Annotated in this window: 11 protein-coding genes; 7 read left to right on the top strand and 4 right to left on the bottom strand. The window is 67.7% G+C overall.

Going from position 1 to position 12,892, the window contains the following annotated elements; genetic code table 11:
- Window positions 1-32 precede the first annotated feature (32 nt).
- A complete protein-coding gene (locus AC07CM_RS49065; protein ID WP_478883085.1) occupies window positions 33-659 on the bottom strand; it encodes a transposase in 627 nt (208 codons plus the stop codon).
- Between the two features lie 258 nt (window positions 660-917).
- Here AC07CM_RS49065 and AC07CM_RS49060 point away from each other — a divergent pair, with 258 nt between their 5' ends.
- Window positions 918-2,945, top strand: a complete 2,028-nt coding sequence (locus AC07CM_RS49060; RefSeq protein ID WP_478883084.1) for a zinc ribbon domain-containing protein — start codon at window positions 918-920, stop codon at window positions 2,943-2,945.
- A gap of 39 nt (window positions 2,946-2,984) precedes the next feature.
- On the opposite strand, the gene AC07CM_RS49055 is transcribed toward AC07CM_RS49060, so the two are convergent.
- Together AC07CM_RS49055 and AC07CM_RS49050 are read right to left on the bottom strand one after the other, a co-directional pair.
- On the bottom strand, window positions 2,985-3,926 hold the full coding sequence (locus AC07CM_RS49055; RefSeq protein ID WP_478883083.1) for a hypothetical protein: 942 nt from the start codon (window positions 3,924-3,926) through the stop codon (window positions 2,985-2,987).
- Window positions 3,927-4,307: 381 nt separating this feature from the next.
- A complete protein-coding gene (locus AC07CM_RS49050) occupies window positions 4,308-4,790 on the bottom strand; it encodes a virulence activator alpha C-terminal domain-containing protein (protein ID WP_478883082.1) in 483 nt (160 codons plus the stop codon).
- Between the two features lie 98 nt (window positions 4,791-4,888).
- On the opposite strand from AC07CM_RS49050, the gene AC07CM_RS49045 reads away from it, so the two are divergent.
- Window positions 4,889-6,214 (top strand): cytochrome P450, encoded by a 1,326-nt coding sequence (locus tag AC07CM_RS49045; protein WP_478883081.1) that lies wholly within the window; start codon window positions 4,889-4,891, stop codon window positions 6,212-6,214.
- Between the two features lie 259 nt (window positions 6,215-6,473).
- A complete protein-coding gene (locus AC07CM_RS49040) occupies window positions 6,474-7,316 on the top strand; it encodes an SDR family NAD(P)-dependent oxidoreductase (RefSeq protein ID WP_478883080.1) in 843 nt (280 codons plus the stop codon).
- A 69-nt stretch (window positions 7,317-7,385) separates the two neighbouring features.
- Here the strand turns inward: AC07CM_RS49040 and solA are convergent, their stop codons facing one another.
- Window positions 7,386-8,528, bottom strand: a complete 1,143-nt coding sequence (gene solA / locus AC07CM_RS49035) for an N-methyl-L-tryptophan oxidase (protein ID WP_478883079.1) — start codon at window positions 8,526-8,528, stop codon at window positions 7,386-7,388.
- Between the two features lie 247 nt (window positions 8,529-8,775).
- On the opposite strand from solA, the gene AC07CM_RS49030 reads away from it, so the two are divergent.
- The 4 genes from AC07CM_RS49030 to AC07CM_RS49015 all read left to right on the top strand — a co-directional run bounded on the left by AC07CM_RS49030 (window position 8,776) and on the right by AC07CM_RS49015 (window position 12,750).
- Complete coding sequence (locus AC07CM_RS49030) at window positions 8,776-9,747, top strand: AfsR/SARP family transcriptional regulator (RefSeq protein WP_478883078.1); 972 nt, start codon at window positions 8,776-8,778, stop codon at window positions 9,745-9,747.
- Window positions 9,748-9,836: 89 nt separating this feature from the next.
- Window positions 9,837-10,256: a type II toxin-antitoxin system RatA family toxin gene (locus tag AC07CM_RS49025; protein ID WP_478883077.1), complete on the top strand. Its 420-nt coding sequence runs from the start codon at window positions 9,837-9,839 to the stop codon at window positions 10,254-10,256.
- A 12-nt stretch (window positions 10,257-10,268) separates the two neighbouring features.
- Window positions 10,269-11,507, top strand: coding sequence for an aspartate aminotransferase family protein (locus AC07CM_RS49020; RefSeq protein ID WP_478883076.1), 1,239 nt, complete (start codon window positions 10,269-10,271; stop codon window positions 11,505-11,507).
- A 67-nt stretch (window positions 11,508-11,574) separates the two neighbouring features.
- Window positions 11,575-12,750: a thioester reductase domain-containing protein gene (locus AC07CM_RS49015; protein ID WP_478883075.1), complete on the top strand. Its 1,176-nt coding sequence runs from the start codon at window positions 11,575-11,577 to the stop codon at window positions 12,748-12,750.
- Window positions 12,751-12,892 lie beyond the last annotated feature (142 nt).

Raw genomic sequence — 12,892 nt, 5'->3', positions numbered from 1 at the left:
CACTGCACTGGGCATCGACTGACACAACCCCATCAGCCAGGCAACCCTGACATCACGCCGCAACGGAACCGATCACGAGAACGACGCGACCCTGGTGTGCGGACGGGGTCGCATCCGCGGTAGCCGCCGTCACCGGTTAGGCGGGGATGGTCAGGGAGTGTTTTCTGGAGGGTTTCGCGGAAAACGACGATGTCGTTCCGGTTGCCGGGCCAGGCGTCTCCCACGGCGACGACTCTCCGGTCGCGGGCGCGGCAGACGATGTGCACGTTGACGCGGCGCCGGTAGTTCTTGCTCTTCGCTGTGCGCTGCTGGTCGTGGACGGGGATCAGGGTGCCGTCGACAATCCACGGCTCCCGCCGGTCAGTTGGTGGTGGTCCGAGGAGCTCGGCGAGCGGTTGCGCGAGCCGAGTAATGACCCGGTGGGCGGCGGCGTGGGAGATGCCGCAAAGGGATCCGAGTTGCTGCATGGTGAGGTTGGTCCGGTACGCGAGCACGACGAGGAGAACGCGGTCGGGAAACGTTAGTGACCAGGGCCGGCGCCGGCCGGCATCCGACTTGATTTCCCACAGCTGCTCGACGAGATACTGCATGTGCGGCCCGGTCAGGCCCGTCCGGGCGCGAAGGTCAGCCGATGTGCAGCGGGCAAGACGCAGGCGCATGAAGACCATCGTAGAGACCGAAGTGCGGTTGCCAGAGAGCCCGTTGTCAGTGGGGTCTTGTAGCTTTGGCGTGGGTTGCCGCGCCAGGCAAACCGCGAACAGATGCGGGTCGTTGCGATGTCAAAAGGAGGTGGGTCAGCGATGGACGCAGAGCTGTCTGGACCCGCTCCCGCCTGCGACGGTGCACCTTCGGGCCGCCGATACCGGGGAAAGAACAAGGGGAAGCGTTGGACGCGGAGTGCGGACACTGAGCTTGCGGTGATTCGTCTGCCGCTCCATGTCCACGATCCCGGCATCCGGCACCGGACCGAGGACCTGTTCTCGGCGATGTGGTCCGTCAAACGGGCACTGCAGCGCGACGCGCGGGACGCCGTCGACGCGTACTGGGCGGGTGATGTCCGACGCGAGAGGGACGCGAAAGCGTGGCGGCTTCAACTGGGTCTGTCCCGGGAAGGGATGGAACGCCGCGCCTACCGGCACATGGAAAACTCCAGGCACCTCGCCCATCACGTCACCAAAGCACTGGTGATGCACCAGGCAGACGAGGTCTTCGAGACTTCCGTGAGCCGGCATCTGTTCCCGGACTCTTCCGGCCGTCGGCACGGCCGGCCCCGCGTGGGCCAGTGGTGGGATTACACCCGCATCCCCGGCCGCGCCCGCTCCCACACCACGGCCCGCAAGTGGGAAACCTTCCGGTTGCACGGCACACTCGCCGGACACCTGGACGCCTACCGCAACCGCGGCCTCGACCATACGGTCACTACCCCAGAGCAGGTCGCCGCGCTTCCTTCAGGGGTCGGGGTGCTTGAGCAGTCACGGCACCTGCCCACGCCTCTGCGTCCCGTGGGACGCATCGAGACGCACGAGGTGACGGCGAGGAACACGCCGAAGACGCGGGCCGCGACGTGGTGGGACCACGCCGGACCTTTGACCGTCGTGTTCACCGGCGGCGCCGATTCACGTCGTGGTGACCTGGTCCTGCCCGTCCGCTTGCCGTCAGGGTCCGGTCGCTGGCCGCGCCTGCTGCACTTCCTGAACAACCCCGACACCTGGCACAAGATCGACCTGGTGCGTCGCCGGGACAGCTCCGCGCCGGGCGGATGGGCGTACGAAGCCCACCTGATGGTCCTGACCGGCGCCTACGCATCCCCGGCGACGAAAGCCCGCCGCCAGGCGGCGAGCGCACTCGAGCGGGTCGCAGGGATCGACGGCAACGTCTCCAACCTCTCCATCGTCTCCTTCCCCAACACCTTCGACCCCGCCGACGGCGACATCGAAGCAACCCGGATAGCGCCGTCCGACGAGGAACTCGCCGCGCGGGCGAAAGCCCGCCGCAAGGAACGCGGCCGCAAGCGCGCCCTCGACCGCTCCCGGCGAGCCGCCAACCCCGGCCAGTACCAGCCGTCGAAACGCCAACAAGCCCGCGCCGACCGCCGCCAGAGCGCAGGCCGTCCCGCCCGGGCTGTCGCAGTTCCCGGCGGGGCGCGGGCAGCGAACAAGGCCCAGGTGCCCAAGCAGGCGTACCACCGCGACAGCCTGTCGGCCGGCTACCGGCTCAACCGGGCCCGGCTCGCCGAAACCGCCGCCACGCAGGCTGCGGCAAAAGACCACCGCGCCCGCCGCATCGCCGAAGAGATCATCTCCGGACACGGCGCGAACCTCGTGGTTGAGGACTGCGATATCAGGACGTGGTACCGCAGGTGGGGCAAAGCACTGCAGGCCACCACACCCGGACGGCTCATCACTGCCATCGGCCGGGAGTGCGAGAAGACCGGCGGGCGGATGCTCCGGGCCTCCACCTTCACCACCAAACTCTCCCAGACCTGCTTCTGCGGCGAGAGGGTCGCCAAAACCCTCGCCGACCGCATCCACACGTGCCCCGTCTGCGGGCTCGTCGGCGACCGGGACAAAGTCTCCGGCGCCCTGTGCGCCCACGTCCACCTCACCGACCCCCACGACCCCAGCACCGCGCGCCTGGACACCGTCCAGGCGCAACATACACAGATCTTGTTCCATGAAGGGCTGCAAGAAGCCCTGTCGAGTCAACCGCAGCGCGGCCGCACCCACGCGGCAGCCACCACGCCGGATCCTTCCGGCCGCAGGCCTCTGCTCGGCACAACCCCACCACCCGGTACCAGGCCAACCCCGAATGAGACCCGACCCGCGAACGAGCGGCACAAGGCCCACGTCGGAACAGCCGGCTGCACGGAGCTGACACGCCACCCAGGCACGCCGGCGCCGTTTAGACACCGGGTGGGCATCACCTCATTACGTGATGACTCTTAGCCGCTAAGTCCCTGACGCCGGACGGTCGTCGGTGGAAGCTTAGGGAAGTGCTCGGTTACGCCAGTAGGCGAAGCGCTGTAGCGGGTCTCCGTCGATGCGCCAGGGCCAGGGTGTGACCACTGGACCTATCGCGCGGAAGACTTCCGCTGCCTCAGGGAGGCGTCTCGCATGGATCAAGGCGTAGGCGAGAACGTTGAGGTCGGCGAGGGTAGCGGCATGATGCAAGAAACCTGGATTAGGCCAAAGCGTGACGATCTTGTCTAAGAGTTCGCGATGAGAGGGCTGTTGCCACCATCGATGGGCCAAGAGTGCTTCGAGGTTGCTGCGTGAGGTGCTCGCATGATGGCGATTGACGGCTGCAATCAGCGCCAATCCTGCTGCGGGTGCGTCGGGGGGCATCAAGGCACACTGCTGGTCGATGAAGTCCAGCACCATGGCGTGGGTGCCACTCTCGGCTGGCGAAAGGTAGCCAAGCATCTGTAGATGCGCTTCCCGGTTCCAAGGGTCGAGGCTGACCAGATGGTTCCAAACGGGGGCTACCTCGCGATGGCTGCTCCGCAAGTCACGCAGGATTGCGAGCAGTACGATCCAGGGTGCAGGATCTTCTGGCCGTATTTCGGCTGCTTGGTAACAGTGCTCAATCGCGGAGTTCCTGTTTGAGCCGCTTTCTTTGTGGCGTCCAGCTATGAGGTTGACCCAAGAATGGAATAGCAAGGCGTCTGCGCATTGGGGTCGGGCCTTCAGCCATACCTCCGCCAGCTTTGAATGCGCGCTCGCAGTGGCCAACGTCGAGAGGCGATGGGTGCGTCGGTCCCAGTTGTCGCCAGCGCTGTGGATCACTTTCTCAACTGCGGTCGCCTGCATTCTCACCAGTTTTTGGGAGAATGGGTCCTTCAATAGCTTGCAGACTTTTGCGAGCGCGTTGTCATCGAGTTCTGGATAAAGGCGCGGAGCGACTCGACGCATGGTGAAGAGTGCCATAGCTAAGCAGGAATATCCTTTTTGACGTACTTATGGCCCCGGAACGTTGCCATATGACTTCTCACTGTGAGCAGCAGTCGGAGTTCCATCGCAATACTGTTCTGATCGCGTCAGTCAGCCGCGACGGGGTCTCTATGCGAGATTTTGCTCCGAGGTGGGCGGCAGAATCTCTGCGTTGGCGACGCTGGGAGCTACGCAGGTGGCGCGTAGGTGGGCCCGTCGTCGTCCCTCTCCGCGACACGTGCACCGCTGCGTGGAGGGGTGCACGCCTGCCGGAGTTCTGGCTCAGCGATCGACTGTCGGTCAATCAGGTGGCAAGGATGATCATGCCTTTGCGTCTTCGCCGTGTCAAACGTTCCGATGTCGTTGAGCTGCCGCCTGTCAGTCGGGAGGCGAAATTCCTCTGGTAAGAGGCGATGGCATATGCAAACCACATGCGGACTTGTTGCGATTCGGGTCAACGTTCCGGTGCTGACCCCTTCGGCTGCTCGGTTTGTGAGTGGCGGCATCTGGTTCGCCGTCGGGCGCTGTATTGGTCGGTCCGGGGATGGTGGGAAGATCGTCCACCCAGGCGAGCACCGCTTCTTCGTAGCGGATTGCGAAGGCGAGGGTAGCGCGTTTGTAGGCGTCAATGCCTCCCCCGTCGAGGTGCGCCTCGAAGGTCTTGAGGCGTCGCTGGTGAACGGTCAGATGGTGGTCGACGTGGCCCGGCAGGCGGGCGCGGTCGAAATGACCGTCGAAGGCGATCGTCAGGAGATAGGGGAGAGCGGTTCTGTTCCGCGCCCGGGGCGTGGTGACCCAGTGTGCGAAGGCCTCGCGTCCGTTGCCTGTGAGGCGGTGGTCGTAGCATGCGGTGGCCGTCATGCGAATAGGTCGGCCTCGAGGTATTGGACGGCGGAGGCTGCGAGTGATGCTGCGCACATACCGACGGGACTGCGTTCGTTGCGTGTTAGCTTCCGGCGGTGAATTCCCCGGCTCTGGATGCATGCGCGCCTGGTACCGAGGCGGCCGGGCGTGGCCCGGCGGCCAGCCCCGAACTTCCCGGCAGCGGTGATGCGCTTGGCCGGCTCGACCTGTTGGGCGACCCTTTTGTTCGCGATCCTTACCCTTGGCTGGACCTCCTGCGGTCCGAGTCTCCCGTGCACTACGACTCCGGCTCAGGGCTATGGCTGGTCAGCCGCCACCAGGACATACGCCGGGTGCTGCTGGATCCGGACGTGTTCCTCCCTGACAACGCCCAGAACGCCGTCACCCCGCTGCCCGTCGCCGTGCTGCGGGTCTTCGCCAGAGCTGGCTTCACCCTGGCTCCCGCGCTCGCCAACAATGGCACCGCGAGCCACCCCGGATTGCGCCGTGTGGTGACCCGCTTCTTCAACGCAGAGCGTGTTAAAGCCGCGGGACCAGTGATCGAGCGCATCGCTGGCGAACTGCTAGACACGGTGCGGTCGCAGCTCGAATCCACCGGCTCCTGCGATCTCTTCACCTCCTTCGCCCAACCTCTCCCGTGCAGGGTGCTGATGGAACTCCTCGGCATCCGGGGCGTCGACCCAGCCACCTTGATCCGTTGGAGCGACGCTGCACTGGAGCTGTTCTGGGGAAGGCCCGCACTTGACCGGCAAGTGGAGCTGGCAGAACTCGTGTCGGAATTCCATCAGTGGCTCATCGCTGTCGTGCGCGGTGACGCGGCCCCTTCCGACTCCTTCATCGGGGCGCTGACTCGTCACCGCCTCCCTGACGGCAGGCTGCTGGACGTGGACACGGCGGTCGGCGCGTGCTTCTTCGTCTTCGTTGCCGGGCAGTCCACTACCGGGCAGCTCATCGCCACGGTGGTGCGCAGGGCGTCGGCCGATTCCGGCATGTGGCGGCGCGTGGCTGAGGAAGCAGGCCTGGCCGAGGCCTGGGTGGAAGAGGTCCTGCGACGTGAGTCGCCGGTGACGACCTGGCGCCGGGTCACAGCGCAGGCCACTGAACTGGGCGGGATGCAACTGCCATCTGGCGCACAGTTGTTGCTGATGCTCATGGGCAGCGGATCTGACCCGGAGATCTTCCCGTACCCGGAGAGCATGTGCCCACACCGGGCGAACATCCGACATCACCTCGCCTTCGGCGTCGGCCGTCATCGCTGCCCCGGTGCGTCATTGGCGCGCACGGAGGCAGCGGTGGCCTTGCGGGCCGCAGCCCGCAGCCTCACGGATATCCGACCGGCAGCCGAGGCGGCGGAACCACCGATGCTCGGCCTGTTGTCATTCAGAGCACCACTGAAGGTTGCGGTGGGCGTCCGTCGATGACAGGCGGCTCGTCGGCAGAGCTGACACGTCAGGACCTGTCAGGGTGCGGGCCGGGACATCGACCGCTTCGCTAGCGTGGCGAGCGCGGGCGTGGCCGACGCGTCGGGGCTCTGTTCGCCGCAGAGCGTGTCGTGGCGCTGGGCCTCATGGATGAGGGGCGGAAGACGCGACGGACCGACCCATACGAGTTCGGCGACGCGTCGGCCACGCCCTACCCCGGGGCGCGAGGAGACAGCCGTCACGCCGAAAGGGAACAACCATGAGCACTGCCCCGACCGTCCCTTCCACCGCCCTCGTCACGGGCGCTTCCTCCGGACTGGGCCTGGAATTCGCCTCCCAACTTGCTGCTCGGGGTCATGACCTCATCCTGGTGGCCCGTTCCCGTGAGCGGCTCGATGCGGTCGCCGAGGAGATGAGCACGGTGCACGGTGTCAAGACGCACGTGGTGGTGCAGGACCTCTCGCAACCCCACGCGGGTCGGCTGGTTGCCCGCGAACTCGCCGACCGGTCGCTCCACGTGGACATGCTGGTGAACAATGCCGGCTTCGGCACCGCCGGCCGTTTCGAGGAGATCACCCCGGAACGCGACCACGACATGCTGATGGTGAACGTCGTCGCACTTGTCGACCTCACTCACGCGCTACTGCCCGGCATGCTGGAACGCGGCTCCGGAGCGGTTCTCAACGTGGGTTCGACGGCTGGATATCAGCCCAGCCCGTATCTCTCGGTCTACAGCGCCTCGAAGACGTTCGTCCTCAACTTCTCGCTCGCTCTGCGTCAGGAGTACCGGGGCCGGGGCATCCGCGTCACCGCCCTGTGCCCCGGCCCTGTCGAGACCAGGTTCTTCGAGGTGATCGGCACCCGCAACGCCGCGGTCGCCGGCAGCTTCACCACGCCCGAGCCGGTCGTCCGGACGGCGCTGACGGCGCTTGACCGGGACCGCGCGTACGTGACACCGGGCCTTGGCAACGCGATCATGGCGCACCTGACCCCGCGGCGCCCGCGCACCCTGGTGGCCTGGGTCGGTGAGCGGATCTGCCGTAAGGCCCTGCGGCCCGAGCAGGGCGCCGGCGTCCACGCCGCCGAGAGCGCTGCCAGCTGAACTGCCGACGTGGACCGTCCCGTCGGGGTCGACCGGATGCCGACCGTCCGGCGGGACGGGAGAATCCGGTCAGCTGAAGCGGTCGGGTGAGAGGAACTCCAACGGGATCTTCGGGGTGCTGCCCTGGACAAGGTCCGCGACGGTCTCACCGACGCCGGGGGCGTAGTCGAAGCCGTGGGCGTTGTCGCCGCCCGCGACGATGACGCGCGGGTCGCCGCCGGGACAGCCGATTACGGGCAGCCGGTCCGGAGTGCGGGTCTGCGTACTCACCGCCACCCTGGCCGGCAGCGGCTCGAGGCCAGGCACTTTGGCCGGCAGCAGCCTTGCCAGGTCCGACCAGTCGTCGGAGGTGACCGAACGGTCGGTGTCTTCGGGGTCGATCGGCTTGGCCGTAATCCCACCGTCGTACAGGCCGAGAGAGACGTCGTGCCCGCCCTCCGCGCCGTTGCCGCACAGGATGCGGCCGTCGTCCAGTTCCCGCAGGAACGCAGGGAAGCTCGTCAGGTCGAAGCCACTGTCCGGTTCGAGCGGGCGGAACCAGGTGACAGGCATGCGGACCGTCTGCAGCGGCAGCCCGGGCAGCAGCGCCGGCAGGCCACTGCCCGCAGTCAGCACTACGTGACGCACCTTCATCGAACGCTGGACGGTGTGCAGATGGACCCCACCTGGCACCGGCTCGACCAGGGTGACACGGGAGTCGGCGTACACCCGGGCACCTGCCTTCCGAGCCAGGGCGACCGCGGTCCGCACCGCGAGGTCCGGCCGTACGAGGCTCGTAGACGGCTCCCACACCCCCATGTGATGGCCGGGCACGCCGGTGTGGCGCGGGTACCGGAAGCGCAGCGCGGTGGCCGTCAACGTGCGGATCGGGACATCGTGCGCGCGGGCCGCGCGGAGTGCGCCGCCCGTGACCCGCCCGTTCTCCGGCCCGATCACCAGGCCGCCGGAGGCCATGAAGGGGCTCTCCTGTCCGGAGTCCGCTAGTTCCGACCACAGCTCCCTCGACTTGTGGGCCAGCGGCACCAGTCCGGGGTGTTCCAGGCAGGCGAGGCGAACCATGCGCAGGCCGCCGTAGGACGATCCCAGCGCGTGGCCCGGCGTGAACCGTTCGAACCCGATGACGTCGATGCCCCGGGACGCCAAGCGCCACAGGGCCGCTGCTCCCCATGCGCCCAGTCCCACCACCGCGGTCTCGGCGTCCCAACGCGTCATGGCGCTGCTCCCTGCCTCTCGTCACGGTGTCAGGGCGACAGCCCATCACCGGCGGGCGCGCGCAGGCATGAGTAACCGTTACTCACCTGGTGTCGCCGTTCGCCGCCTCCGGGCCGTGGCCGGGGCCGGCCGGCGACGGGCGTGCCGGTGGCTTTGGAGTACCTGAGTACTCATGCGTCCAGGCAGCCGTGCGTGGTCACCTCGGTGTGCGGCGTGGTGCAAGCGGCGACGACTGTTGGAGGTTTCGATGCAGTTCCGGGTGCTGGGGCCCCCTGGGATCTACGACGACGTCAAACAGCGAAGCGTGCAGCTGACCAGTCCGAAGCAGCGGGTGCTGCTCGGGGTGCTGCTGATTCGCCTGGGGACTCCGGTGCCGACCGAAGAGCTGATCCACGAACTGTGGGGAAGTAACGCACCGGACAAGGCCGGCAACGCCCTGCAGGCGCACGTCTCCCGGCTGCGCCAGCAGCTGATCGAGGTGGAACCCTCCCGAGCGAACGCCCCGCGCCTGGTCGTACGCGGTCCCGGCTATGTGCTGCAGGCACGGCCCGACGAGCTCGACAGCGTGCAGTTCCGGCTCCAGGTGACCAGGGCCAATCGCCTGTTGGAGACCGACCCGCAGTCGGCGGCGCTGCTGCTGCGCAAGGCACTCGGACTATGGCGCGGTCCGGCGCTGGACGGCGGCTCCCGCGGGCCTATCTGCTCCTCCGCCGCCGCGAGGCTCCAGGAGGAGCGGCTGCTGGCGCTGGAACACCTCTGCGACGCTTGGCTGCGGCTCGGACAGCACAGCCAGGCCGTGGAACAGCTTGAGGAACTGGTCGTGTCCCATCCGCTCCGCCAGCGGTTCCGCGACCAGTTGATCGTCTCGCTGCAGCGCTGCGGACGGCAGAGCGAAGCGCGCGCTGTGCGCGACACCGTGCGGCGGCCCTCCGCGGGGGAGGCGGGCACACAGGGCCGTACGGGCAACCTGCGGGTGCTGCGCGATCCGCGCGACGTCCGCTCGGCGACCCCCGACGAGGTGGTCGCGGAGCCCGCCCTCGAGCGGCCGGGCAACGCGGATCTCGTGGACGGTCCCGGCACACACGGTCACGAACTCATGCGGCTGCGCGTCCGGGTGGAGGAACTGACGTCGCAACAGCACGCCCTCCGCTCGGAGTTGGAACGCCTGACGGCTCTTGTGCAGGAGAGAACCCCCGCTCCCCGGAGGGATTCCGCGTGATCGCGCACAGCAGTCACACAGGCTCCGAACGGCGGGTCTGCCGCAGCAAGTCGACCGCATATTCCGCGTAACTCCGAAAGGACATGTTCATGCATGCAACGCACAACACGTGCAGGGGCGCTGGCACCCCCGAGCAGCTGTGGAAGGTACTCGTTGACTGTGAGGCGTTCCCCGACTTCATGGAGGGGATCAACGAGGTGACGATCACCAGCCAGGACGCAGATCACCGCATCAGCAGCTGGGTCGTCGAGCTCAAGGGCACGGAGATGGAGTGGGAACAGGAGGACTTCCTGGACCACACCGAGCGGCGTTGGGAGTTCCGCCAGACCGACGGTGACCTCGCTCATTACGAGGGCTACTGGCAGGTCGTCGAGGACGCTGAGGGCGTTGCCCTCGAACTCAAGGTGGAATTCGATGTCGGGCTGCCCATGGTGGCCGACATGATCCACCCGGCTGTGGCAACAGCCCTGCAGGGCTATCAGCAGGGCATCGTCAACCAGAGCGTGTAGGAGGCGACAACCATGACGCAGCTGCAGACAGCCGATGCCAGGGCAACCTTCCGGCGGGTGAAGCGCCATTTCTCTCCCGCGCTCGCCGTGGCCGGGAAGTTCACCGGCCAGGGGGCCGTCGAGGCCTCGGCCGAGGGCTGCCGGGTGACCCTGTCGGACGGCCGGAGCCTGCTGGACTTCGGCTCCTACGCCGTCACCATGCTCGGGCACCGCAACCCGGTAGTCGCCGACGCCGTCCGTGCCCAGCTGGACCTGATGCCCGCCTCGACCCGCTCGGTGCAGACCCCGGTCGCCCCGCTGGCCGCGGAGCGACTCACCGAGTACCTCGGCCGCGGCCTCGGCCGGGCCTACTTCGGATGCGGCGGTGCCGACGCCGTCGAGGCATCCGTCAAGCTCGCCCGCTTGGCCACGGGCCGCACGACCGTCATTGCGGTCGAGGGCGCCTTCCACGGAAAGAGTCTCGGCGCCCTCGCCCTGACCGACAACCCCCGCTTCAAGGCGGGTCTGGAGCCGCTGCTCAAGGGCGTTGTACGGGTTCGTGCGGATGATCCCGATGCCGTCGCGAAGGTGGTACGCGAGCACGAGGTCGCGGCCGTTGTCTTCGAGCCGGTCCAGGCCGAAAACGGCGTACGGATCCTGGACGAGGCCGTCCTCGCGCAGTGGTGCCGCGACGCCCACGAGCACGGCGCTTTCGTCATTGCCGACGAGATCCAGGTCGGACTGCGGCGATGCGGCGCCCGCTCCGTGGCACTGGCGGCCGGGCTTGACGTGGACTGCGTCCTGCTCGGCAAGCCGCTGGGTGGCGGTGTTTTGCCGGTCTCGGCCGCGGTGGGCAACGACCGGCTCTTCGCCCCTCTCCTGGCCGATCCGATGCTCCACACTGCCACTTTCAGCGGCCACCCCCTGAGCACCGCGGTGATCCCCGTGGCGCTGGACCTGATCGAGCGGCACGCCGAGGGCGGCGAGAGGATCGCCGCCGCGATGGAAGAGGGCCTGGCCGACCTCCGGGAGCAATACCCCGACGCCGTGGCCGAGACCCGCGGACGTGGCCTGCTGTGGGGCATCGACTTCCGCTCCCCGGAGCTGGCCGGCGACGTACTGACCGGTCTCGCGCGGGGCGGCCTGGTCGTCTCGCCGTGCCTGAGCCGCCCCACCACGATTCGCCTGCTCCCGCCGATCGTCGCCACCGAAGCCGACGTCAAAGAGGCGATGACCCTGCTCACCGATGCGACAGCCGAGGCCGGCGCCTAGCGCGTCGACGGCTGTCCACGGAACGACTCCGGAAACGGAATGCCACCGGAAGGACCGTAGATTACCGATGACTTCGACGATACACACGGACGCTGCCGAGGAGTTCGCCGCTGATGCCGTACTGGCCGGCGACATCACCGGTTTTCCGGCACCCGACCCACAGACCGTGTCCGAAGTGTTCCTCACCGGTGCGACCGGGTTTCTTGGGGCGTTCCTGCTCAGGGATCTGCTGCGGCACGGCCTCGTGGTGCACTGCCTGGTCCGGGGCGCGGACACCGAAGCGGCCCTGGAGCGGCTCAAGGACAACCTGCGGACCTACGAGCTGCTCGACGATCTCGACCTGAACCGCGTTCACGTGCACGTCGGCGACGTCACCCGGCCACGGCTTGGCATGCCGCAGGGCGTGTACGACGAAGTGGCCGGGCGAGTGGACGCGATCTACCACTCCGCGGCCAAGGTCAACTTCCTCACCATCTACAAGTGGCTGCGGAAGTCGACCGTGGAGGCGACCCACGAGATCCTGCGGTTTGCCTGCGCGGCGAAGGCCACGCTGCACCATGTTTCGACCACTGGCGTGTTCGAGCCCGCGGCGGACGGTGCGCCACGCGGCGAGCTGGACCCGACGGGGCCGCCCGAGGCGCTGTCGCTGGGCTACACCAAGAGCAAATGGGTCGCCGAGCAACTGGTGCTCGAGGCCTTTGGACGGGGCGTGCCCGTGACGGTCCACCGCCCCGGTCAGGTGTGGGGCGACTCACGCACGGGGGCCTGCCAACCGAACGACTTCGTGTGGCGGTTCATCAAGGGCTCGCTCCAGGTGGGCTTGTACCCGCGGAAGTTCCGGTTGGCGATGAACATGGTGCCGGTGGACTACGTCAGCGCCGCGATCGTCGCCGCCTCCCAGCACCCGGCGGGGACCGGCGGGATCTACCACCAGGTGAGTCCCGGCACGCTCGACTCCGAGGCGATCCTGCGGCTGCTGCGCAGCGCCGGCTACGACCTCAAGGAGGTCAGCATCCTGAAGTGGATGAAGGCCGTCGCGGCAGACGTCACCAACTCCATGGCCCCGCTGCTGAGCATCCTTGTGGAGTCGGAGAAGGTGGAGGTCGCCGAGTTCTCCGACGAGGCCACCCGCGATCTGCTCAAGGGCTCCGGAGTCACCTGCCCGGACATCGACGAGACGGTGTTCGGCGGCTACATCGCGTACTTTGTGCGGCACGGCATCCTGCCGCAGCCGCAGGTGTGACGCGAACCGCCCGAGCGTGACGGCGCCTTACGACGCAGCCGTGGGGGGGGGGGGATGGGGGCTGGTGGGGGACCACGCGGTTGGGTGGGGGGAGGGTTTGGTGGGGGGGGGGGGGGGGTGCCGTGAAACCGGCCAAAACCAC

Source organism: Streptomyces sp. NPDC044061 (genome assembly GCF_056434305.1).
This window is presented reverse-complemented; position numbering and strand designations above follow the sequence as displayed.

Bases quoted from the DNA above. Each gene is read 5' to 3' on its own strand.
- AC07CM_RS49030 (WP_478883078.1), top strand. From the start codon at position 8,776: ATGCAGTTCCGGGTGCTGGGGCCCCCTGGGATCTACGACGACGTCAAA.
- AC07CM_RS49015 (WP_478883075.1), top strand. From the start codon at position 11,575: ATGACTTCGACGATACACACGGACGCTGCCGAGGAGTTCGCCGCTGAT.
- AC07CM_RS49065 (WP_478883085.1), bottom strand. From the start codon at position 659: ATGCGCCTGCGTCTTGCCCGCTGCACATCGGCTGACCTTCGCGCCCGG.
- AC07CM_RS49025 (WP_478883077.1), top strand. From the start codon at position 9,837: ATGCATGCAACGCACAACACGTGCAGGGGCGCTGGCACCCCCGAGCAG.
- solA (WP_478883079.1), bottom strand. From the start codon at position 8,528: ATGACGCGTTGGGACGCCGAGACCGCGGTGGTGGGACTGGGCGCATGG.
- AC07CM_RS49040 (WP_478883080.1), top strand. From the start codon at position 6,474: ATGAGCACTGCCCCGACCGTCCCTTCCACCGCCCTCGTCACGGGCGCT.
- AC07CM_RS49055 (WP_478883083.1), bottom strand. From the start codon at position 3,926: ATGGCACTCTTCACCATGCGTCGAGTCGCTCCGCGCCTTTATCCAGAA.
- AC07CM_RS49020 (WP_478883076.1), top strand. From the start codon at position 10,269: ATGACGCAGCTGCAGACAGCCGATGCCAGGGCAACCTTCCGGCGGGTG.
- AC07CM_RS49050 (WP_478883082.1), bottom strand. From the start codon at position 4,790: ATGACGGCCACCGCATGCTACGACCACCGCCTCACAGGCAACGGACGC.